20 protein-coding genes are annotated in these 22,315 nt (G+C 38.7%); 6 read left to right on the forward strand and 14 right to left on the reverse strand.

Features of this window, described 5'->3' with window-relative positions; translation table 11 throughout:
• Positions 1 to 9: 9 nt before the first annotated feature.
• From EV194_RS13110 to EV194_RS13175, 14 genes are all read right to left on the reverse strand, one after another.
• A complete protein-coding gene (locus tag EV194_RS13110; RefSeq protein ID WP_132434496.1) occupies positions 10 to 888 on the reverse strand; it encodes a glycosyltransferase family 2 protein in 879 nt (292 codons plus the stop codon).
• Positions 885 to 1,718, reverse strand: coding sequence for a glycosyltransferase family 2 protein (locus EV194_RS13115; protein WP_132434497.1), 834 nt, complete (start codon positions 1,716 to 1,718; stop codon positions 885 to 887). The genes EV194_RS13110 and EV194_RS13115 overlap by 4 nt, the downstream gene beginning before the upstream one ends.
• A 2-nt stretch (positions 1,719 to 1,720) precedes the next feature.
• Positions 1,721 to 2,962: a glycosyltransferase gene (locus EV194_RS13120; RefSeq protein ID WP_132434498.1), complete on the reverse strand. Its 1,242-nt coding sequence runs from the start codon at positions 2,960 to 2,962 to the stop codon at positions 1,721 to 1,723.
• 75 nt (positions 2,963 to 3,037) lie between these two features.
• Positions 3,038 to 4,144, reverse strand: coding sequence for a polysaccharide pyruvyl transferase family protein (locus EV194_RS13125; RefSeq protein ID WP_132434499.1), 1,107 nt, complete (start codon positions 4,142 to 4,144; stop codon positions 3,038 to 3,040).
• A gap of 203 nt (positions 4,145 to 4,347) precedes the next feature.
• Positions 4,348 to 5,151: a nitroreductase family protein gene (locus tag EV194_RS13130; RefSeq protein WP_165921896.1), complete on the reverse strand. Its 804-nt coding sequence runs from the start codon at positions 5,149 to 5,151 to the stop codon at positions 4,348 to 4,350.
• Between the two features lie 281 nt (positions 5,152 to 5,432).
• A complete protein-coding gene (locus EV194_RS13135; RefSeq protein WP_243699412.1) occupies positions 5,433 to 6,611 on the reverse strand; it encodes an ABC transporter ATP-binding protein in 1,179 nt (392 codons plus the stop codon).
• A gap of 310 nt (positions 6,612 to 6,921) precedes the next feature.
• Positions 6,922 to 7,311 carry a GxxExxY protein gene (locus tag EV194_RS13140; RefSeq protein ID WP_132434502.1) on the reverse strand — a complete coding sequence of 130 codons (390 nt, stop codon included), beginning with the start codon at positions 7,309 to 7,311 and terminating at the stop codon, positions 6,922 to 6,924.
• A gap of 416 nt (positions 7,312 to 7,727) precedes the next feature.
• Entirely contained in the window at positions 7,728 to 8,732 is a 1,005-nt protein-coding gene (locus EV194_RS13145; protein WP_132434503.1) for a type II TA system antitoxin MqsA family protein, read from the reverse strand.
• A gap of 6 nt (positions 8,733 to 8,738) precedes the next feature.
• Positions 8,739 to 9,086, reverse strand: coding sequence for a toxin (locus EV194_RS13150; RefSeq protein WP_132434504.1), 348 nt, complete (start codon positions 9,084 to 9,086; stop codon positions 8,739 to 8,741).
• 175 nt (positions 9,087 to 9,261) lie between these two features.
• Complete coding sequence (locus EV194_RS13155; RefSeq protein ID WP_132434505.1) at positions 9,262 to 9,567, reverse strand: nucleotidyltransferase domain-containing protein; 306 nt, start codon at positions 9,565 to 9,567, stop codon at positions 9,262 to 9,264.
• Entirely contained in the window at positions 9,564 to 9,965 is a 402-nt protein-coding gene (locus EV194_RS13160; protein WP_132434506.1) for a nucleotidyltransferase substrate binding protein, read from the reverse strand. The genes EV194_RS13155 and EV194_RS13160 overlap by 4 nt, the downstream gene beginning before the upstream one ends.
• A gap of 303 nt (positions 9,966 to 10,268) precedes the next feature.
• Complete coding sequence (locus EV194_RS13165; RefSeq protein ID WP_132434507.1) at positions 10,269 to 11,114, reverse strand: ABC transporter permease; 846 nt, start codon at positions 11,112 to 11,114, stop codon at positions 10,269 to 10,271.
• A 439-nt stretch (positions 11,115 to 11,553) separates the two neighbouring features.
• Entirely contained in the window at positions 11,554 to 11,913 is a 360-nt protein-coding gene (locus tag EV194_RS13170; protein WP_132434508.1) for a DUF5615 family PIN-like protein, read from the reverse strand.
• Entirely contained in the window at positions 11,910 to 12,140 is a 231-nt protein-coding gene (locus EV194_RS13175) for a DUF433 domain-containing protein (protein WP_132434509.1), read from the reverse strand. Before EV194_RS13175 ends, EV194_RS13170 begins: the two co-directional genes overlap by 4 nt.
• An 817-nt stretch (positions 12,141 to 12,957) precedes the next feature.
• Between EV194_RS13175 and EV194_RS13180 the strand changes: the two genes are divergently transcribed.
• From EV194_RS13180 to EV194_RS13205, 6 genes are all read left to right on the forward strand, one after another.
• The gene (locus EV194_RS13180) at positions 12,958 to 15,978 is read left to right on the forward strand and encodes a tetratricopeptide repeat protein (RefSeq protein WP_132434510.1); all 3,021 of its coding nucleotides are present in this window, start codon (positions 12,958 to 12,960) and stop codon (positions 15,976 to 15,978) included.
• Positions 15,979 to 16,217: 239 nt separating this feature from the next.
• A complete protein-coding gene (locus EV194_RS13185) occupies positions 16,218 to 17,990 on the forward strand; it encodes a TonB-dependent receptor (RefSeq protein WP_132434511.1) in 1,773 nt (590 codons plus the stop codon).
• Between the two features lie 14 nt (positions 17,991 to 18,004).
• Positions 18,005 to 19,075 carry an endolytic transglycosylase MltG gene (mltG, locus tag EV194_RS13190; RefSeq protein ID WP_132434512.1) on the forward strand — a complete coding sequence of 357 codons (1,071 nt, stop codon included), beginning with the start codon at positions 18,005 to 18,007 and terminating at the stop codon, positions 19,073 to 19,075.
• 241 nt (positions 19,076 to 19,316) lie between these two features.
• Positions 19,317 to 19,775 carry an SPOR domain-containing protein gene (locus EV194_RS13195; RefSeq protein WP_132434513.1) on the forward strand — a complete coding sequence of 153 codons (459 nt, stop codon included), beginning with the start codon at positions 19,317 to 19,319 and terminating at the stop codon, positions 19,773 to 19,775.
• Between the two features lie 118 nt (positions 19,776 to 19,893).
• A complete protein-coding gene (locus EV194_RS13200) occupies positions 19,894 to 21,084 on the forward strand; it encodes an FprA family A-type flavoprotein (protein WP_132434514.1) in 1,191 nt (396 codons plus the stop codon).
• 482 nt (positions 21,085 to 21,566) lie between these two features.
• Positions 21,567 to 22,268 (forward strand): hypothetical protein, encoded by a 702-nt coding sequence (locus tag EV194_RS13205; RefSeq protein WP_132434515.1) that lies wholly within the window; start codon positions 21,567 to 21,569, stop codon positions 22,266 to 22,268.
• The last annotated feature ends 47 nt before the right edge of the window (positions 22,269 to 22,315 follow it).

Raw genomic sequence — 22,315 nt, forward strand, 5'->3', positions numbered from 1 at the left:
ACACTATTTCTAATTATTTCGAAAAGCGATTGAAATGATGCTTCGAGAGAAAAGAATTCTAGGATTTAATCTGACCCACCTAATAAAGTATTTAATTCTAAGCGTAAAATGACAAGAATTTACGAGTATGAATAGAAGTAATTTCTCTTTTGCCTCAATTATTGATTGATTGCTATTCACTCCCAATATATTTGAAAATTTAGTAAGAAATGAGAGTTTTCCCATGTAGAATTCTACTGAGTCATTAGTTGTGTTGGAATCATGATTCACCATCACAACGGTATGGTTATTTATGTATTTATAATTATATCCTGCATTTAATAATTCAAATGAAAAGTGGTTGCACTCAGAATAGGGTAACCATTCGTCACTAAACAGTAAGGTTTCAAATGCTTCTTTCCTAATGCAAATACATTGAACCGGTGGTGATGATAATATTGCTTGGTATATTAATTGATTTATTGGGGTATTATTATAATTTCCATTATACTCCACAATCCTTTCATTTTGATTTTCTTTATAACTTCTTTTGGTAACAAAAATGGTCTTTTTATTATTTTTGGTATTAACGATTTCTTTGTAGAATATTTCAAGGTGATTTGGTAAATAATAATCATCACTATCTAAAAAGCATATATATTCTCCATTTGCGACCTTAACTCCATTATTCCTTGCAGCAGAACGTTCCTGGTTTTGCTGATACATATATATAATTCTTTGATCATTTAAGTAAGGTTTTATTACTTCCTTAGTATTATCGGTTGAGCCATCATCAATTATTATTAATTCCCAATTGCTATAGGTTTGATTTATAACACTCTGAATCGCTTTTTTGATAAAAGCAGATCTGTTATAAGTCGGCATTATTATAGAGAAAAAAGGGTTCATTTAAAGCTCCTTAAATTAACAATTATCTGTCTTATTCCTTTTGCATATTTTATTAATCTGCTATTCGTCAAAGAGTCAAATTCCTTACTCTTCTTTATTAAAGTTTTAAGGTCATTTAAATAAATGTCCGGAATATACTTTAATTGGCTTTTTTCTCTTTCTTGTCGTCTAATTAGTTCGAATGTTTTGTCACCACTTATTCCTCCTGTAGTAAAGACTGTTATTGGTTGATTTATATGAGCATATTCAATCTTGTGTAATAGAAAAAGTCTTAAGTAGTATTCATAATCAGCACCAATCTTATATGACTCATCAAACAATCCAAAATCTTTAAAAAGTTTTCTATTATAGAAGGTTGCGGCATGAGCAAAAGCACCAGTCATTAGAAAAAAAATAGATGCTCTATCAGGATGGTAATGTTTTTTTCTAATCCCATTTTCATCTTCAATCATGTCATCTCCTATTATTAAAAACGGATTGTTGTGGGTCAATTCTGAAAACAAAACAAGCGAATTATTATTGTAAAAGTAATCACCGCTGTTTAGAAACTGGAGATACTCCCCCTTCGCAACCATTATTCCCTTATTCATGGCATTATAAATCCCTTTATCCGACTCACTTACCCAGTAAAGGCCATCTTTAACACCATTGTATTTTGTTTCATATTCTTTAATAATCTCGATACTTGCATCGGCACTGCCACCGTCTATTATTAGATGCTCATAATCGGTAAAGGTTTGGCAGGCTACGCTGTCGAGGGTTTTGCGCAGGCCTTCGACATTGTTGAGGTTAACGGTGATGATTGAGAGTTTTGGTGTTGTTTTGTCCACGCTTAATTGGTTTTATGCTGTAGTAGTTCTTTATAAATTTGGATATATTGTGAGGCAATTTTTTCTTCTGAGAAGTTTTCTTTAATATATTTTCTTATACTCTCCGCATCGTATGTTTTTGGTGATTCAATAAATCCCTCTAATTTTTCTTTGATGGCATTTACAGAGACATCTTTTGTAAATTCTCCATTAAAACCTGGTTTTATAACATCTAACAAACCGCCGACTGGAGTGCCTATTACAGGAGTTCCGCATGCCATTGCTTCTAACATTACATTTCCTAAAGCTTCTTCTTTTGAGGGGAAAATAAAAGCATCTGAAACACAGTAAACCTTATTGAGTTGATTTTGTGTTAAACTACCTAAATGGCGGTGGATGATTTTAAATGGCAATTGTGGAGGAACTCCCCGACCAACTGTAAGAAGTGTAATGTTTTCTACATTATTTAGCTTCGTAATTGCATCAGCAACTAAATCTATTCCTTTTCTATTATTCAAAGCTCCATCACTTACAAATGAAAATACCTTATGATTTGTTGGAATATTAAATTCTGATCTTAGTATATTTTTTCTGTATACTTTGTATTGAGTAACATCTATGCAATTTGAAATTGTCGTATGTTGAAACTTTTGATATATTTCACTTTTTGAAGATAGCTGCGTAATCCAGTTTGAAATACCGACAACTCTTATGTTAGACTTGCATTTGGTAACAGCTTCTAATTTTAAGTCGTAGATTAATCTCTCTACTCTCCCAAATATTTCATTATTAGCTATTACATCGTTATTATAATGAAATATTCCTTGTAGTGGGAATAAATCTCTAAGGGTAATTACAATAGGTTTACTACATTTTTTAAAAAACGACTCATAATCAAGATAACCAGCAGTCCAATGTAGGTTTATAATATCACACTCTTTATACTCTTTTGAATTTGTTAGGTCATAATCCGTGAATGGAAAGGATATTATTTCATATTTTCCTTTTAGATTTTTAGTGTAATGCCACTTTTTTTGTTCCGATGTAATCGGAAATCTAATACGTGTGAATAACCTATTTAATACATTCGTTTTTTTTGAAGTATGGTTATAACTATAGACTTCTTGTAACTCATTTGTATTTGTCGGTTTATCTCGCACTAACATTTTTGAATCAATACCAGATTTTAGTAGGGCAATATGTAATCTGTATGCACCGTTAAAAGCTCCGCCATGCGCTGAGGTATTTATGTGGAGTATTTTCATAATTGGATATAAAAATATCGTATATCAAAATTTGCGAAGAAATACGATATTATAGTAATGTGTCCTAAGTTGAATTTATTGTTCGGTTATTGAGTCAATGATATACCTTTCTGAGTAAACAATATCTTTTTCTAATAACATGATATTATCGTTGTATTTTATACTTTCAGATAAATCAATAGTACCACTATCTGTTATATATCTATCCATTAATTCAATTGAGTTTAATAAAGATGTGACTCTTTCTGAATTAGATTTCAAATATGTATAAAACTGCTTTTTAAATAATATTGACAATGCAACACCATGAAAGGAAGAAGTTACAACGTACTGGGAATGCCAAATCCAATTAATGAATTCCTGCGGCCCTGCCAGAGCTTTGATATTCTTTGGATAGTTTTTTTTATTTATAGTGCCTATTATTTCAATTATTTCAAATCCAGTCTTATTATGAATAAATTGGGCAATATCATTGCATTCCTGATTGTTTTGCAAATTATATAACAAAATATAGTTATTTGAGATTGGTCTTTTTGTAATTAGGTCTTGCCATCTCTTTTTAGGTAGTAAAAAAACAGGATCTAAGGTATGCTTTATATCTTTGTTTGTAAGTTCTTCCAATAATGTTTGAAGATCTTTTTCCCTTACAGATATGTAATCAAATTTATTCATTGATTGAACTAAGTAATTTTTATCGCTGCCGGATAAATCAATTATACCCATGCTTGCAGAAAATGCGATACGATGTTTAGCCTTAACTGATTCATTTCCAAAATATACATCGTTAAATCCCGGACAAGATTCTTTTTTTTGTTTTCTCCAAATTTGATCACTACCGTATATTACGACATCATATTCTTTTTCTTCATATTTACTAGTGTTCTTTATGAGGTGTTTTTTTATGAAGCGATTAAAATTATATCGACGAATTTCTTTTAATATATATAAAGTTAAGAAGTCTTTGAAATAGTATAATGGATATGCAATTTTTCCTTTTAAATTGTAATTTTTAAACGGTATCGCTTTTTCATTGGCGTACATTTTTCTGTGATATTCAGGGAAATAATCAACAAATTCTACTTCTTTAAAACCTGTATTATTTAGGAATGTTTTCAAGGCGTATGCTTGTAAAAGGGCGCCGTAATTATGTGATCTATGATATGTAAGTATTCCTATTTTCATTCGTTTAAGTTGTTCTTCAATAGATATAATGTATCTCGCTTATAAATAGCCTTACTTTTATGTGAAATAGTTAATTTACCTCTAAATTATGAAATTCTTTATCGGCATCTCTTAAATGCTATCTAAACGAGGATCCGATGTTTGTATTTCACACAGTTTAGTTGAACTCCTTGAAAGCACAAAGGCATAATTAAAGTGGGATTCTAATGAACTTTAAAAATGGATTTGATATCTCTTCTTCTGGATTTTGCTATCTTAAACTGTTCTTTAACTTCACCACAACCAATTATGACCAGAATGATTTCGTTATCAGGCAAATTGATGAATTTTCTTAGTTGGCTGTCGTTCTCAATAGTTGCAAACCAATTTAGTGCACAAGCACCAATTTTGTAGAAATGAAGAGCATACAGCAGATTCATAGTAAAAATGCCTCCATCAAAATATGGTCCATGGCGTAGTGTTGGACTTTCCCAACATTGAAGATCCGACGTTAATATAATAAGTTTACTAGACCTATCTCCAAAACCTCGGTTACCTGTTTGTAAATTCAAAGTTTTTTCAATTAAATCTTTATTATTTATAATATGAACCCTGGTTGATTGCCTATTGCAGGTTGACGGAGCTTTTTGTGCCAATTCGACTGCTTTTTCTAAGATCTCTAATTCCACAGTTCCATTATCTTTAAAATCTCTTAAAGAGTGTCGGCTCTTGGAAAAAAGATCGAATGATGCGTTTTTATGTTGAAAGTAGGTTTCTGAAGTAAAGTTTAATTGATCAGCAGTATAATTGCTGCTTTCAACTTGATTTAGAACTTGATTTATCTTTTCCTGTAGTTGATTGTTTAATTTATAATTTGCAGCTAAATGTAGTTGGTTATAATTGTTAATTACACCAATAGCTTCACAAAACATATTATGCTTGTTATTGAATTTATCAAGGTAGGTTATACACAAGTCAAGGAGCCGTTCCATCTTTTCTTCTCCAAAACCCAGACGTGTATTGCCCATTGTTAAACCTTTCTCAATGGTATGATATACTATAATGATTTGTGTTACCAACTTCTCTTCTGTATCATTTGTGTATTGATAGTTTGAATAAAGTAAATTTCGTTGCAGGTCGAATTGGTAATAATCATTGTATAAATCGAACCGTTGCTTTTGGTTCTTCCTCTCAATCTTTTTTTGAAACCTTTTCCTATGAACTACAAGAATTGATTTAGGTATTAGATTTCTTATAATGCTGCGAATGCTCATCAATGTGTAATATTAGTAATAGTGTTTCTAATGGGTTAAATCACCTGCCATTTATGAGGCAAAAACACCAACGACTTACTTGAACTATTAAATTTTCCTGTGCTGTATATATCATCTTCAACCATGTTGAATGAAAATGCTTTCTCAATTAGATCTGCTTGAGTCCCTTCAGCAATAATTCCCAGGTTTACAAAATAGCCACCAACTTGCAGTGGTAATGAGTTAAATTCGCATTCAATGGTATTTAACCCTTTGTTTATTGAGATAGGTTCTTTATTGACAAAACTGGTGTTCGTGCTAGTAATCAAGATACCATGTTTATTATACAAACTAAAAGTTACATTGATGTTATTGAATTCTTTAATCGACTCAATCTGAATTATAAATAAGGCACTCTGTCCAACCTGTAATTGATTAGTCTCCTGGTCTTTTGATAATAGTTGGATGTTTGTAAACTTGGCTATCCCATTTCCTTTTCTGTCAGTTCTATTTTTTAGAGTACTTGAAATAACCTCCTCATTTACCTTAAGGTATTCATCAATAACCTGATCAGTTGTACCTCTATACGAAATGCTCCCGTTTGTCAGTAGAATACAAGCTGAACAGAGTTGTTTCACACTCGCCATATTATGACTAACAAACAACACCGTCCGCCCCCCTTCCGTACTCACCTCCTGCATCTTCCCAATGGCCTTTTTCTGGAACTCCGCATCGCCTACGGCCAGCACTTCGTCCACCACGAGTATTTCCGGCTCCAGGTGGGCGGCAATGGCAAAACCTAAGCGCACGGTCATACCAGAGGAGTAGCGTTTGGTGGGGGTGTCGAGGTATTTGGCTACGCCGGCAAACTCTACTATTTCGTCCAGCTTGCGGGTGATTTCCCACTTGCGCATGCCCATAATGGTGCCGTTCATGTAGATGTTTTCGCGGCCTGTCATCTCGGGGTTAAAACCTGTCCCTACCTCCAACAAAGAAGCCATGCGTCCTTTTACCTTAATGGTGCCGGTGGTGGGGGAGGTCACCCGGCTGAGGAGTTTTAGGAGCGTGCTCTTGCCGGCGCCGTTCTTGCCAATGATGCCCAGCACTTCGCCCTGGCGTACCTCTAAATTGATGTCGCGCAGTGCAGAGATGTGCTCGCCCTTGGTGGCCTTTTGGGTGCGGTCGTTCACCTGTCCTACTTTGGCGTAGGGATCTTCCTGTCCCAGGATGTTCATCCGCCAGAAGCGGTTGAGGTCGTGGGATAGGGTGCCGGTGCCTACTTCGCCCAGGCGGTAGACTTTTGAGAGGTTTTCTATTTTTATTACTGGTTGTGACATGTTTGTTGGGTAATTTTTTTGTCCACAGATTCCACAGATTTGCACAGATTTTTTTTTGTTTTAATCTGAGTCGCTCGGCTCTGCCGCTTGGCTTGCCAAGAATCTGAGTAATCTGTGGATAACACTTTTTTTAATTTTTTCTGCGTTTTCTGTGGATGTACGGTTTATCTTGTATTAAAGTTTGTGAAAAGTTAAGTAGTTGCTTCTATTATAATACAATTCGTTTGTATTGAAGACTTTTACAACCAAAGTTTAATAAAATACCTACTTTAAAATTTGTTGCCTTTAGATAATTCAATACTTGCGCCTCATGATCACCACACAAATCATTTAAAGCTTTTAATTCAACAATTATTTGATCATGGGTGATGAAGTCAGCAACATATTTTTTTGATAAGACGTGCTCTTTATATTGGATTTGTAAAGGAACTTCTCTCGTATGTATAATGTTTCTTGATTTGAACTCGATGCTTAATGCTTCCTGATATATTGCTTCAAGAAAGCCAGGTCCAAGTGTTCTATGAACTTCCATTGCAGCTCCAATGATCTGGTATGTTTCCTCTTTGAGGGGAAATTCTTTTTCTGTTAGGTTAGGCATAGACTTCTTTTTTTGTCCACAGTTTTTTTGTTTTTTTGTCCACAGATTACACAGATTGGCACAGATTTATTTTGTCCACAGATTGCACGGATTTCACAGATTGGCACAGATATAATAGTACTGCGAGCCTGGGGTTCCCCTTTCAGGGGGTTAGGGGGTGTGTGCTTGCGCAACGGTAATTAACTACAGATTGGCACAGATTTTTTTTGTTTTAATCTGAGTAATCTGAGTAATCTGTGGATAACATTTTTTCTGTTTTTAATCTGCGTCGCTCGGCTCTGCCGCTTGGCTTGCCAAGAATCTGTGTAATCTGTGGATAATATTTTTTTTGTTTTTTAATCTGCGTCGCTCGGCTCTGCCGTTTTGCTTGCAAAGAATTGAAAATCGACGTAGTCAATTTCGCGCTAACGGGGTTTTTAAATCTGATTCAATTCAAACGCATATTCATAACTGATTACGCTTTTTCCTTTTTCGTTGTTCTTCCAGGCTTCTTCCAAATGACTTAATTTAATGATGTCGATGGTGCTTGTATCTTTAAATACTGTGGCCACTTTTTCCAAAGTATTCAATTCATTTTCTGTAAATAAATCGGGATTAAATGGTCTTTCTTCTCTTGCTATAAATTTTTCGCCTGTGTATCCTTGAGGAAATTCGGTGGTAGATATGTCTATTTCGTTTTTGTTGGCTAAATATTCAAATATGCTTTGAAAATTGTTGGGTACCGGCCCCATATCAATAGCTTTGTAACGCACACCGCTAATAGAGAAACAACTTTGTTTAAACATTAAAAAATCGGCATAGAACAATAGTTTGTTCATTTTGGTTTTAAACGGCGATAATTTCTCTGAAAAATAAATCACCATTTCGGTAAGCTTTTCAAAGTTTGGGTTTCTGTAACCCGAGTAAATATCTGCCAAATGATTACCCAACAAATACTCTTTAAAATTCAGATTGAAAATATTTCTTTTCTTTTCTTCTGCCAGCAATCGTGCTTTTTGAATTAATTTGGCCTTTGTTTTGTCGTCAATCGTGGTGCACAACTCCACCATTTCAATAAAATTCTTTGGTTCGTAAACCATCTGAATCAATTTGGCATTGGCCACGCTGGGCATTTCACCTGCTTCGTACTGCCGGTAACTGTTTACACCAAAACCTAAAACTTCCGACATTTTGGCGGCCGATAAACCATATTTTTCACGAATTCTGATGATTTCATCAGGAAACGGGATGTTGAACCTGTCGCGGTATTGGTTATACACCTGGTTCATATTTACTTCATCTAATGCCGTGGTGGTAAATTGTTCTCCGCTATCTTCACATTTATAATAATGAAAAACCACTTCAAATGTCTCCTTTCTGAAATCTATTGACCTGCGTTCTTTGGTCAATTTCATTTCTTTACCCGATATTGGACTTTGCATATTCAACTATTTTAGAGGGTAGTTCATTTTGTGTTGTGCCAGATGAAAGGAAATGCAGATTACACTGCTATTCATAGCTCCAACCGTAATTTTGATGTACACTTCCTTTTTCTTTACCAATTTGCCAAACACCCACATATCAGCACCTCCATAGAGTTTTTCTGCCAGTGGGCCTTCGCTGTAGTCTTTCGTTTCCAGCGCCTCCAAAATGGCTTTACGGTCTATGGGGCGCAACTCTAAATCCACCAAAGCCTGAGCGTTTTTGCCTCTATCGTCACGAAAGAGCACATCCCAAAACTTCATTTTTTCCTTAAAGTCTTTTAAAAATGCCTCTACTTCAGTTTTTGTACTCATGCATTTTATGGGTTCTGCAAAGATACGTTTGTTTTAGTTAAACACAACTATAAGATAGTTTAAATGGTGTATTGTTATGTAATATGTAACTTTAAAGTGGTTGGGAGGTTGGTTTTGAATCTTGTTTTTTGTCCCGCTTAAAATGCAGCCTTATAAGATTAACGTTCCTACGGAACTATCCGTAAATCAATGTTCCAACCCGGTTAATATGGTCAATTAAACTGCTGTGCTGAATAGAGTCAAAATGTATTACATCAAATTTCCAGGGCAGTGGAAGTTCTTCGTTAAGAATGCCTGAAACTTTTACACAAATGCCATTTGTTATTGCCTTTCCTTTAATTGCAATGTCTATATCAGAGCCATTCTTGTAGCTTCCAATTGCCCTTGAGCCAAACAGAATGGCAGATTCAATTTCAGGGAATTGTTTCAGTGTATTGGTAACAAGTTCGCAATACTTTTTGTCTATTCCCGGTATGTTCATTTGTTTTTTTGTTGCTGTCCCCATTGCATAAATGCGTCTAAAATTGGGTAATATACATTGCGAATATTTTCTGTTAATTGGTTTGCCATTTCTTCGTCATAGGTGTGTACCGATAGATTTCTGCTATCCAAAGCATCAATCCAAATTTCACCTTTACTGATATAACCATTCTGGAATGCCGTTTTTATTGCCTCTCGCGGACTTTTCACGTCGAACCCCTCTAAGACTAAAAAATCTTTTAAAGTCTTCCATGCCAATTCTAAAGTAATCTCATAAAATTGAATAATCCCTGCAAGTTCGGTCTCATTTGGATCGCTAATCCTTAATGAAGCGTTCAGTTGTCTGAATGCCTTCTCAAAATTCTCAAAACGTTGTTTCCAGCGAATGTCTGTGTTCATAGGTTATAAAAATCTTGTTTGTAATTATCATATCTGGCATTCATACATCGTTCCTGCGGAACTTTGGATTTATTCAGGTTTCTATTTTAACAGGATGCGTAATCTGTGGATAACATTTTTTTTTGTTTTTAGTCCACAGATTTTTTTAGTCCACAGATTACACAGATTGGCACAGATTTTTTTTAGTCTACAGATTTCACAGATTGGCACAGATTTTTTTTAGTCTACAGATTTCACAGATTTTTTTTTAATCTGAGTCGCTCGGCTCTGCCGCTTGGCTTGCCAAGAATCTGCGGATAACAATTACACAGTATCAATAAAATTCCGCTCCGTTTTATGAAACACTACAATACCCACAATCAGCAGCACTGTGGTAAACGCCACACTGTACCCCAGATATCCCCAACTGAAATTGCCGGCACCCAGGAAAGCATATTTAAAGCCCTCAACAATGGGAGAGAGGGGGTTCAACATCAGTACGGTTTTCATCTTACCTTCCGGAATTTCACTCATGGGGTAGATAACCGGAGTGGCATACATCAGTAGTTGAACACCAAAGGTGATCAGAAATTTCAGGTCGCGGTATTTGGTGGTCATGGAGGTGAAAAGGATTCCTGCACCCATGCCCATGAGCGCCATAATGGTGATGTAAACCGGCAGTAGTGCAATAGTCCAGTTGGGTTGTACCGATTCCTCGCCGTTGATAAGGAAGTAAGCATATACTGCCAGAAAAAATACCAGCTGAATAAAGAACTTGATCAATCCCGAGGTGACCTTGCTCAGTGGCATGATGAGTCGTGGGAAATAGACCTTGCCAAATATCGCTGCGTTTTGCGTAAAAGTATCACTGGTTTGGTTAAAACTTTCGGCAAAGTAGTTCCATATTACAATCCCCGAAAGATAAAACAGTGCCATGGGCTGGCCGTCGGTAGAGATCTGCGCTATGTTCCCAAACACCACAATGTAGATGGCTGTGGTAAGAATGGGCTGGATAATGAACCAAATGGGCCCCAGAACCGTCTGTTTGTAAACCGTGATGACATCCCGCTTGACAAACATGTATAGGAGGTCACGGTATTGCCATATTTCCTTAAAGTTGATATCGAATGCGTGGCGCTTGGGCCGGATGATGAGGTCGTATTGAGTCATTATATTAATTGATGTTATTATTGTCTTCAGATTTAGCGGATTAATTATTTACCGATTTGATTGTCAAGAATTGAATCCCGATTCCTCGGGAGACGTAGTCAAATTGGCGCTAACGGAGAAATATAACCACAACGTTTACAAAGAGTACACGAAGTTCACTATATCCATTGCGTTCATTGTGATAACATCGTGCCCATAGTGGTTAAAATCGTATGTGCCTTATGTGGTTTAAATTGCACACCTACAGCGTGCTGCGGATGTGTTGGTTGCGTTTTTTTTACCGATGTTTGTCACCTACGGCGACGTTCTAATTGTGTTAAATTATTTGGTAATGGTTAAAATCCCATTGTTATCAGAGATCTCCGATCTCCTTTCCCCTTCCAACCTTCCAACCTAATAACCTAATCCCCTGGCTCCTAAAACACCTTATGTGAATTTGCTACTCTGCAACACCAGGTTTGATTCTTATGCCTTGGCTTGTTAACACCGAGAAACTGTTTCGTAGTTTTTCCAAATGAAGATGAATGGTTTTAGCAGCGAGTTCTATTCTTGCATTTCGATTTAAATCAGATAGTCGTATTAGAAGAATTCCGCAATGTTTTAGTCTCATTCGAAAGGATAGTTCTCCAAAGTCTTTATCTTCAGTAATAAGCAGTGCATTGTTATGCACGGCAATTTGAAGCACTTCCTGATCTGATATTCCTTGATTTTTTTCGGCGATTGCAACAACTTCAATGTCCAACTTTCTTAACCCGCTTATGATGCCAAAGTCCACGCTCTCATCTGCGACAATCTTCATGAGGCCTTAAGAATGATTTCATTTTTAATGGTATCAGCAGCAAAAAGAAGGGAGGCAACAATGTCATCTTGTGTCAGATTAGGATATGCCTGTAAAATTTCTTGCTGTGAGTCACCATTAGCCAGTTTCTCCAGAATCAGGTCAACCGGAATGCGAGTGTTTTTAATAATCGGCTTCCCGTAAAGGATTTGGGGATCTGATGCTATATGTAGTTTCCAGTTGGTCATAGAATTAAATAGAGTGTTTTAAAGTAAAGTTATGTTGATATTTTGAGTTTCGCAAGGTTAACATTGAGAAGCGACCGAGCAATTCGTTCTGTTTTTTTGTTGCACACCTACAGCGTGCCGCCATCCAGACGATCCCATTTTTCTATCCACATTTGTCACCTACGGCGACACTATGATTGTGTTAAACTGTTTAGTAATGGTTTAATTTCCTTGCTAGAAGAGAGTTTCGGTCTCCGAACTCCGATTTCCCGTCTCCTTTCCCCTTCCAACCTTTCAACCTCTTCACCTTGTGGATGTCACATCCTTGCATGCCTCCGGCCTGGTGAGTCCCACCAAAAGCAAATGCAAATTTAGCTCAATTCCCTTAAATAACGAAAAGAAGCTATACTAAGTTACGAAATTATCAGTTTCAGGGGGAAGAGGGGGAGACCGGAGACCGGAACAGGAAGATGGATGGTAGGGTTATCTGGTGAAAAGGTTTAGGGTTTTTGGTTCTAGGTTCTAGGTTTTAGGTTCCAAGGTTTATGTTCTGAGACATTACTTCGTTGCGAAAACCCTCAAACTTCAAACTTCAAACTCCAAACTTCAAACTCCAAACTCCAAACATCAAACCATGCACCCCGTTCCGGTTTCCTGTCTCCTGTCTCCTTAAAAGAAAACCTTTTTTTGATTTTAATTCATCTTTATTTATCTTCACAGCTGAAAAACCTAAAACAATTTGTGATTAAAAGAAGCCTGATAACGGAGAGTTAAATTTAAATTGGCACAACAGTTGTTAGCAGGTTCAGCAGATGTCCTCATATTTCAATTCGAATCTATGATAAAGCGAATATTCGTTGCAGTTTTATTAACTGTCGTCTCATTAAATCCATCATTGGGACAACGTAGTCTTGATTCCCAACAACCCGAAAGAAAATTTGAAGAGGCCATGTCCCATTTTCGGCGTGGTTATTATGGGGTAGCCCGTCAACTTTTTGAGGAGGTAAAACACACTGTTTCCGATGAGCAACGAACGCTGCGTTCGGATGCAGCATTCTACGAAGCTTTGTCGTCCTCCAGACTCGATAACGACGATGCCTCATTTCTTCTGGAGCGATTCATTGATGACCACCCCGGAAGTCCACATCTTTCACATGCACGTTTTCGAATTGGAGAACTGGCACATGAGAGCAACAGGTATAGAGTTGCCATACGTTGGTACGACAGGGTAGATCCCAACGATCTGGATCGCGACGTGAGGTTGCGATACTATTTTAAAGCGGGGTATGCCAACTTCATGGAAGAGGAGTATGACAAGGCAGCCCGTCTTCTTAATCAGGTTAAGGATGTTCCATCTGATTGGTGGGGGCCTGCCAATTATTATTATGCACATATTCAATACGACAGAGGCAATCATCAGTCGGCGTTGCGTACATTTACCCGATTAAAGAATGAGCCGGGTTTTCAGAATGTTGTACCTTATTATATTGCACAAATCTATTACATGCAGGGCGATTATGATCAGGCCATTGAGTACGGAACGCCTTTAATGGCCGATGCCCGTGGAGTGATGCGCACCGATTTGGCCAGGGTTTTGGGTGATGCATGGTATGCCAAAGAGAACTACTCACGTGCGATTCCTTATTTATCCATTGTTGTAAAAGAGACCAAAACACCTCGCCGTGAAGATTATTACCATTTAGGATTGTCATACTATTTTGTAAACGATTTTGAGCAGGCAGCAGTTTTCCTGGCCCAGGTAACCTCTTCTGAAGATGATATGACGCAGAATGCCTATTATCATCTGGCCGATTGCTACTTACGTTTGGGCGATAAGCAAAACGCGCGCATCGCGTTTGAAGCTGCACAGCGTCTACATTTCGACAAGGCCATTCGTGAAGATGCCATGTTTAACTACATAAAACTAAGCTATGAGCTCAGTTTTTCTCCTTTCAACGAAATCATCAATTCATTTTTACAATTTATAGAAGAGTTTCCCGAAAGCCAACACATCGATGAGGCTTATCGCTATTTGGGTCAGGCTTTGCTTACAACCCGCAATTACCGCCAGGCATTAGAAGCCATGGAGCGCATTCAGCACAAAAATGCTGATGTTTACAGAGCCATGCAGCGGGTATCCTATTACAGAGGACTGGAGTTGTTTACCAATCTTCAGTTTACCGATGCCATAGCGATGTTTGATTACAGCCTTAATTACGGCCGTTACGATAACACCATAAAGATGGGTGCTCTTTACTGGCGTGGCGAATCGCACTACAGACTTGGAAACTATCAAAAGGCACTGGCAGATTACACGCAGTTTATTGAGACTCCCGGATCAAGAAATTTACCGGAGTTTGTTACGGCACATTACAACATTGGTTACTGCCATTTCAACCTGGGTAATTTTAGTGCAGCAGGTCAGTGGTTTCGCAGGTTTCTGGTGCAAAACGACGGGAGACAGCCAGCGAAGCAAGGTGATGCGCTCAACAGGCTGGGTGACACCTATTTTATGGTGCGTGATTTCAGAAATGCCATGACCTACTACGAACGGGCCGCTGCGCTTCCTGAAGGATCACCCGACTACGCCATGTTCCAAAGAGCCATATCCCTTGGAATATCACGTGATCATGACGGAAAAATCAGGCAATTGAATGAATTGATTACCCGTTTTCCGCGTTCTCCTTATTTGGATGATGCATGGTATGAAATGGGACGTTCTTTCGTGGCTAAAAACGACTTGAATGAGGCCATCAGATGTTTTAAAACGGTCAGAGACCGTTTTCCTCGAAGTCGTTTTGCAAAGAAATCAATGCTTCAACTGGGATTGGTCTATTATAATACAGGCGATCTGAATCAGTCCATGGTATTCTACAAACGAGTGGTAAACGAGTTTCCCGGTACTCCCGAAGCTGAGGATGCGCTGTTGGGCATTCGCAATATATATATGGATCAGAATAATCCCGACGGATACATTCGATATACCAACCAGATTGGAGGATTTGCCCGGGTTGATGATCGGCAGCGTGACTCGCTGAGTTATGTCTCTGCTGAACGTTTGTATATGTCGGGAAATTGTGCCCAGGCTCTTGTACAGCTGCAGAATTATCTGACATCATTTCCACAGGGACGATTTGTACTGAATGCTCATTATTACAAAGCCGATTGTCAGTTTAGAGATGGGAAATATGAAGAAGCTCTCGTCTCCTATGAGTTTGTTACCGGACGTGGCAGAAGCCTTTTTTCAGAAGACGCATTGCGCCGTGCAGGGCAGATTCATTTCAGGAAAGAGAATTACGGCAGAGCATTGGATTATTTCAAGAGGCTGGAGGAAGAAGCCGATCTGGAAGAGAACAGGCAAGAGGCGCTCATAGGACAAATGCGGGCCTTGCGACACCTGGGTACGCCAACCTCAATTATTGAAGCTTCTGAACGGGTTTTGGATAACCCGCGAATGGCTCCCGAAATTGTTCGCGAAGCAAGGTTTCTCAAGGCCAAGGCTCATATTGATCTGAATCAGAAACAGCGAGCTTTGGAAGATTTCGAAATTCTGGCTGAAAACACAAGCAGCAGGGAAGGTTCCGAAGCCCGTTTCAGGGTGATTGAAATATTGTATGAAGAAGGAAAAAGAACCGAAGCCGAGCAAAAGGTCTTTGATTTTGTAAACAGAGGCACACCCCATCAATATTGGCTGGCGCGCTCGTTCATTGTATTATCGGATATTTTTGCCGACAGGGGTGAGTTTTTCCAGGCGACCCAGTACCTTGAGAGTTTGCTTGAGAATTATACATCGGAAGAAGACGATGTGAGAGAACTGGCTCAGGAGAGGTTGGATCTTTATCGGAGACAGGTGGAATGAAGGGAGACCGGAGACGGGAGACCGGAAACCGGAGACCGGGAATTGGGTAAGAAGGTGGAAAGGTAATAAGGTGAGAAGGTTTTAAGTTCAAAGTTTAAGGTTTAAGGTTCAAGGTTTAAGGTTCAAGGTTTAAGGTTCAAGGTTTTAAGTTCTGTCTAACCCTAAACCATCAACCCTAAACTCTAAAACCCTAAACCCTTATAAAAAATTAAAAAGTAATAAATCAACAATATCGATATATGCGGAATAGCAGGATTATTTCAATATGCATGATAGGTATGTTATTAACAACTACCGGCTTATTTTCACAGGAGGAGACTCCCATCAGTCAGGATGTGCGGGTGGTGCGTGAATATACCCCTACGGTGTCTGATGCCATTAAAATAAGTGAAATGCCTGATATATCGGAACCGGACATACCGGCTCCACGGTTTGAGTACCGTTTATCGGGGCGAGCCATCACCGGCGCTCCGGAAGTAGTTCCGTTGATACCTGCCCGCATGGCGCCTGCACCTCCTGAGGAGCTGAATACCTCTTACATCAAAGGTTATGCCGGCAATTATGATCTTTTGGGTGGAGCACTATACTACAACCTGGTACAAAACAACGATTTTGCCATTGCATTAAAGGCAGGCCATGAGTCATCCTGGGGACGACTCACTGTTGATGGAGACAAAAATAAGGCACACTACCACGATACCAACGGCGGTTTGTTCATGCGTCATTTTTTTAGAGGTAAGACGTTGAGTCTCGATATGGATTTTAATAACTATGCCTATCGGTATTACGGAGGTAGGAATATGCATCCTGAAAGCATCTACCGGATTGCCGTTCCAGATTCAGATCCGGAAGCATTTAGAAATGTTCCGGGAGCAGAACTTGTGCCCGATCCAACTCAGCACCAAACCACCTTCGATATTGATTTGGGATTGCTGAACCATGTGAATCACAGTAATTCAACCCGTTACGATATGGGTTTGGGGTTTTCAACTTTTGGAAACCGTACAGGCGTTACTGAGAATCAGTTCAGGTATCGTGGAGATTTTGATATACCAATTGGGGAGTTATTCCTCAGACTTGGCACCTCTTTAAACCATGCCAGCGTGAATCATGGAAACAATGCTTTTCTGGCTCAGAGCGATTTTGGCGGGAGACAGCAAACTTTAGTTGAAGCTAACCCGGCCATGCTGCGCATCGGTGGTCACTACATGCTGAATATGGGATTGCGAATAGGAGCCGAATTTGATGACATTGAAGACAATTTCTATTTGTCACCCGATGTTTGGGGACGTGTGGCCATTGCCGATGGAGTGGTTGGACTTAAAGGGGGAGTTACAGGGGAGATCAGACCTGCGACTTACCGGAATATCATGGCAGAGAATCCGTTTGCAGCACCCGATATGCACGTAAAGACAGCTTTTCATGGCGTTAAATTTTTCATGGGGGCTACGGCCAATTTCAGTGCCATGACCACTTTTTCAGCAAAGGTTGAATACAATGTTTTCAGAGACGAGCACTTTTTCGTGAATCGTAGATATTTATACGAGGATCAATCACAATACGAATATGCCAATATATTTGATGTGGTTTATGACGATGGACAACTGCTGACAGTCAGCGGAGAGTTAAATCTGAATTTTTCTCCTGATCTGGATTTGATGTTACGCGGAGCCTATTACTCGTGGACTTTGGATGAGCAGGAGCATGCCTGGCATAAGCCAGGCATGGAGATCGGCGTGCGTGCTTCATATCATATGGACGAAAGTCTGACTTTATTCGGGGCATTTAATTTGCTGGGCGACAGGCAGGCAAAAATTCCATTGGATTTGGGGACAGAAGTGATAACATTGGATCCGGTTTTCGATTTTAATCTGGGTGCCAACTATGCATTGAACAAGAGATGGAACTTTTTTGGCGAATTCCGCAATATGTTTGCCTCAAGATATTATCAGTGGCATGGATATCCGATGAAAGGGTTTAATGCCAGAATTGGCGCCGGGTATAGTTTTTAATGAGTATCAGAACAATGAGCTTAAAACGAGAGAGAGGGCGAGGCAGACGAACACGGGGCATGGTTATGCTTTATTCGGCCATGATACTGTTGGTAGTTGCTATGTTGGCAGGGCTGAGATTTTACAATTTCATATTTGCTTCCAATGTGACAATTGAATCCAACAGAGATGGTGTGATATACATCCCAACGGGTGCCAATTTTGATGAGGTTTTGTTTTTACTGGAGCATTCAGGGTATATTGAAAATATGAAGTCGTTTCAGTGGGTGGCCGACCGTAAAGGTTATCCGTCACGGCCACGCGGTGGCCGTTACACGCTCAGAGAAGGAATGAGCAACAACGACGTTGTAAATCTGTTGCGTTCGGGTCGCCAAACACCTGTAAACGTCACATTTAATAACATCAGAACCCATGAGGAACTGGCAGGTCAGTTATCGCGACGTCTGGAGGCGGATTCTTTGCAGTTTCTGAATTCTCTCACCAACGAAGATGCGCTTGGTGAGATTGGTTTTGCCCGTCACACCGTACTTGGAATGATTCTACCCAATACATATGAGATGTTCTGGACCACCACACCGGAGGGTTTCATAACTCGCATGTACCGGGAATATGAACGTTTTTGGAATGAGGATCGGTTGCAACGTGCTTCTAACCTGGGCTTTACTCCATTGGAAGTGGCCACATTGGCATCCATTGTTGATGAAGAAACCATACGTGAGGATGAAAAATCGCGTGTGGCAGGTCTTTACATCAATCGATTAAGACGGGGAATGCGGTTACAGGCAGATCCCACCATCAAATTTGTGATTGGTGATTTTACGGTAAACCGCATTTTAAACAGAGATTTGGAGGTTGATTCACCATATAACACCTATATGTATGCCGGTTTGCCGCCAGGGCCAATTCGAATGCCTTCTGTAACCGGCATCAATGCCGTTTTGTACTATGAGGAGCACAATTATTTATATATGTGTGCCAAAGACGATTTTTCCGGATACCATGCCTTTGCCAGAACGCTTCAGGAGCATAATCGAAATGCAGCCCGATACCGAAGAGCGCTGAATGAGAGACGTATTTTCAGATAAAAGGTTTACCACATAAGGCAAATAAGATGAGTTTATGATGTCCGTTTAAAAGATGTTTTGTTCCTAACAGGATCACAATTCATTTATAAATTGTTAGAGCATTAGTGATGTAATCACTATTCAATAAGAAACTTTAACGATCTATTATTGAATTATATTTACAGTTGGTTTATATTTGGCTTTGATTTTCCAGAGGTTTGTTGTTAATTGTCGAATAATCTTACGATCTAACATTCAATTTATGAACAAAAGAACATTATGGTTCATCCCTGTGATGATACTACTATTAGCATCATGTGCCAGTTTAAGAAAAGGTACCAGCCGTTTTGATACCAGCCAATCTATTTATGTACAGGAAGAAATCCAACCTGCCAGGATTGAAGTAAAGGAAGAACCTGTGGTTTCTGAACCTGCGGTTGTGGTGAGGGAAGAGCGGGTAACTAATATTGAACACACCGGACCTGATTATCGTTACTATGTTATTATTGGCTCATTCAGGGTGTTGGATAATGCCAGGAATTTCCGTACCGATTTGGCCAGACAGCAGTTTAATCCCGTCATTCTTGAGAACGAAGAGGGATTATACCGGGTATCAGTTGCTGCTTATAACGATGAATTTGAGGCTCGAAGCAGAATTTCCCAAATTCGCAGAAATTACCAGCAATACAGTGATGTATGGTTGCTAATTCGCCGTAGATAAGCATTTAAACCCTTCCCGATTCTCAGCACTTCGCTACGCTGCGCAACCCTAAACTATAAACCCTAAACTATAAACCCTAAACTTTTTAAAAAAAATTACAGACAAAAAAAAATGTATAATGTTTCAAGAAGTCAAGTTAACTGATCATATTTATTATGTCGGCGTAAACGACCGTCGAACCGCACTATTTGAAAACTTATGGCCGCTGGAAAGAGGTGTTGCCTATAATTCATACATTATAGATGATGAGAAGGTGGCACTGGTAGATACCGTTGAAATTGGCTATATTGATAAATTTCTGTCAAAAATCCGTGCAGCAATTGGGGATAAACCAATCGATTACCTGATTATTAATCATATGGAACCCGATCATGCCGGATCGGTTAAAATATTGTCCGAACTATATCCCGATATGAAACTGGTTGGCAACAAAAAAACACGACCTATGGTCGAAGGTTTTTTTGGCATTACCGACAAATTCAAAGAAGTAGGGGAGGGCGATAGCCTTGTACTCGGGCACCATCAACTGCAATTCTTCATGGTTCCCATGGTTCATTGGCCTGAAACCATGGTAACATATAACCCTGAGCACAAAATACTATTCTCGGCAGATGCTTTTGGAAGCTTTGGAACGTTGGATGGTGGCATTTTTGACGATGAACTGGATATTGAATATTTTATAGATGAAATGCGCAGGTATTATTCCAACATAGTTGGAAAATACGGAAATCCTGTTCAAAAAGCATTGAGCAAACTTTCGGGTTTGGAAATAAAAACCATTGCCGCAACCCATGGCCCCATTTTGCGTGAGAACATTGAACGAATCATCACACTATATGATAAATGGAGCAAGTATGAGGCCGAAGAAAACGGAGTAGTTATTGCCTATGCTTCCATGTATGGCCACACAGAGGAGATGGCCGAGGTAATTGCCCGTGAACTCTCCATCAATGGTATTAAGCAAATTCGTATTTATGATGTATCCAAAACCCATGCATCATACATTATTTCTGATATTTTTAAATACAAAGGCGTTATTCTTGGTAGTCCCACCTACAGCAATGAACTGCATCCAAATATGGAGTCGCTTGTAAACAAATTAGAGAATATGGGTGTTAAGAATCATTTACTTGGAACATTTGGATCGTTTACCTGGTCGGGAGCTGCTGTAAAAAGACTAGATGCCTTTGCCGAAAAGATGGGTTGGGAAGTCGTAGGTGATTCAGTTGAGGAGAAACACGCATTGAAGGATGAGAAGTTTAATGCATGTTTAAATCTGGCAAGGGGAATGGCTGGTAAATTGAGTTAGAAGTTTAATGTTCAAAGTTCAAAGTTCAAAGTTTAATGTTCAATGTTTAAAGTTCAATGTTTAAAGTTCAATGTTTAAAGTTTGTTGATGATGGTTTATAGTTAGAAGCCGAGCAGAACCCGCAAGGCGGGTAAGTTTCGAAGTGGAGTGGAGTTTGAATACGTGAAATTCCTATGGATATTTAATTTAGCTGCTTCGGAACCCGTGTGGGATTAGGTAAAAGCATGTTCTAGGGTTTAAACATCTTATCTGTTTATTAAAAAGACGTTTATTTATCTATTACTGCTGTCCGACTAAGATTTTTTTTATGATAATCATATAATAGATTTCTCGCTTCGCTCGAAATGACAAGCTATTACGTTGTTAGAGGTGAATGGGTTATTTTAATTAGCCGGTCAGTAGTGTTTATCTATATATAAGATTAATAAGCCAGATTTAATTTTTACATATAATTTGATGTTCTACCGTCAAAAAACAAGATTATGAAATCAATCGTTTTAACTTTGGTCTTTTTCTTTTTTGCTGTGATGGTTTATTCTCAAGAATATTCCAGAACAATTCATAATCGGTTTGCACTTGAGATAACCAGAGGACATGCCCTTGAAGCAGATAGATATAATCGAATTGATGGCTCTCCATATCTAAATGATGAGTTTGTAAAAGGAGAGGTTATTCTTAATGATAGCATTAGGTATGTGGATATTCCGATGCGTTATAATGTGTATTCTGATAAAATTGAATATAAAGACGCCAGAGACCAGATTTTGGAAGTCAATACCCGTGGAGTAAAGAGTGTCGAGTTTAAATTTGACAATCACCATTTTTTTCTCAAAAGATATAAAGATGGCATTCAAGAATTCTCAGGTCTATTAGAAGTTGTCGAAAAGGGAGAGATTTCTCTATTTCGTAAACACAACATTTTATTACGTGAACGTGAGCCTGCCAAGGGATTTCAGGATGCTTTGCCTCCAAGGTTTATCCCAATAAATAGCACTTATTTACTGGGTATTGGTGATGAGTTGCCTGCTAAGATCCACAGAAGAAGAGATGTGCTGAGCCTTTTAGAGCAAGGAGAGGTAGCTGCGGATGATTATCTTCGCAGAAATCGTGTTCGCGTTAGATCTGAGGAGTCTCTAGTTGACCTTGTTAGTTATTTAAACAAAAGGTTAGATTCTTCGGAATAACGTTTTTGTAATTATTTGTCTGGAAGTTATACAGAAAGGCCAAATAA

Source organism: Natronoflexus pectinivorans, assembly GCF_004345615.1.
Lineage (GTDB): Bacteria > Bacteroidota > Bacteroidia > Bacteroidales > Marinilabiliaceae > Natronoflexus > Natronoflexus pectinivorans.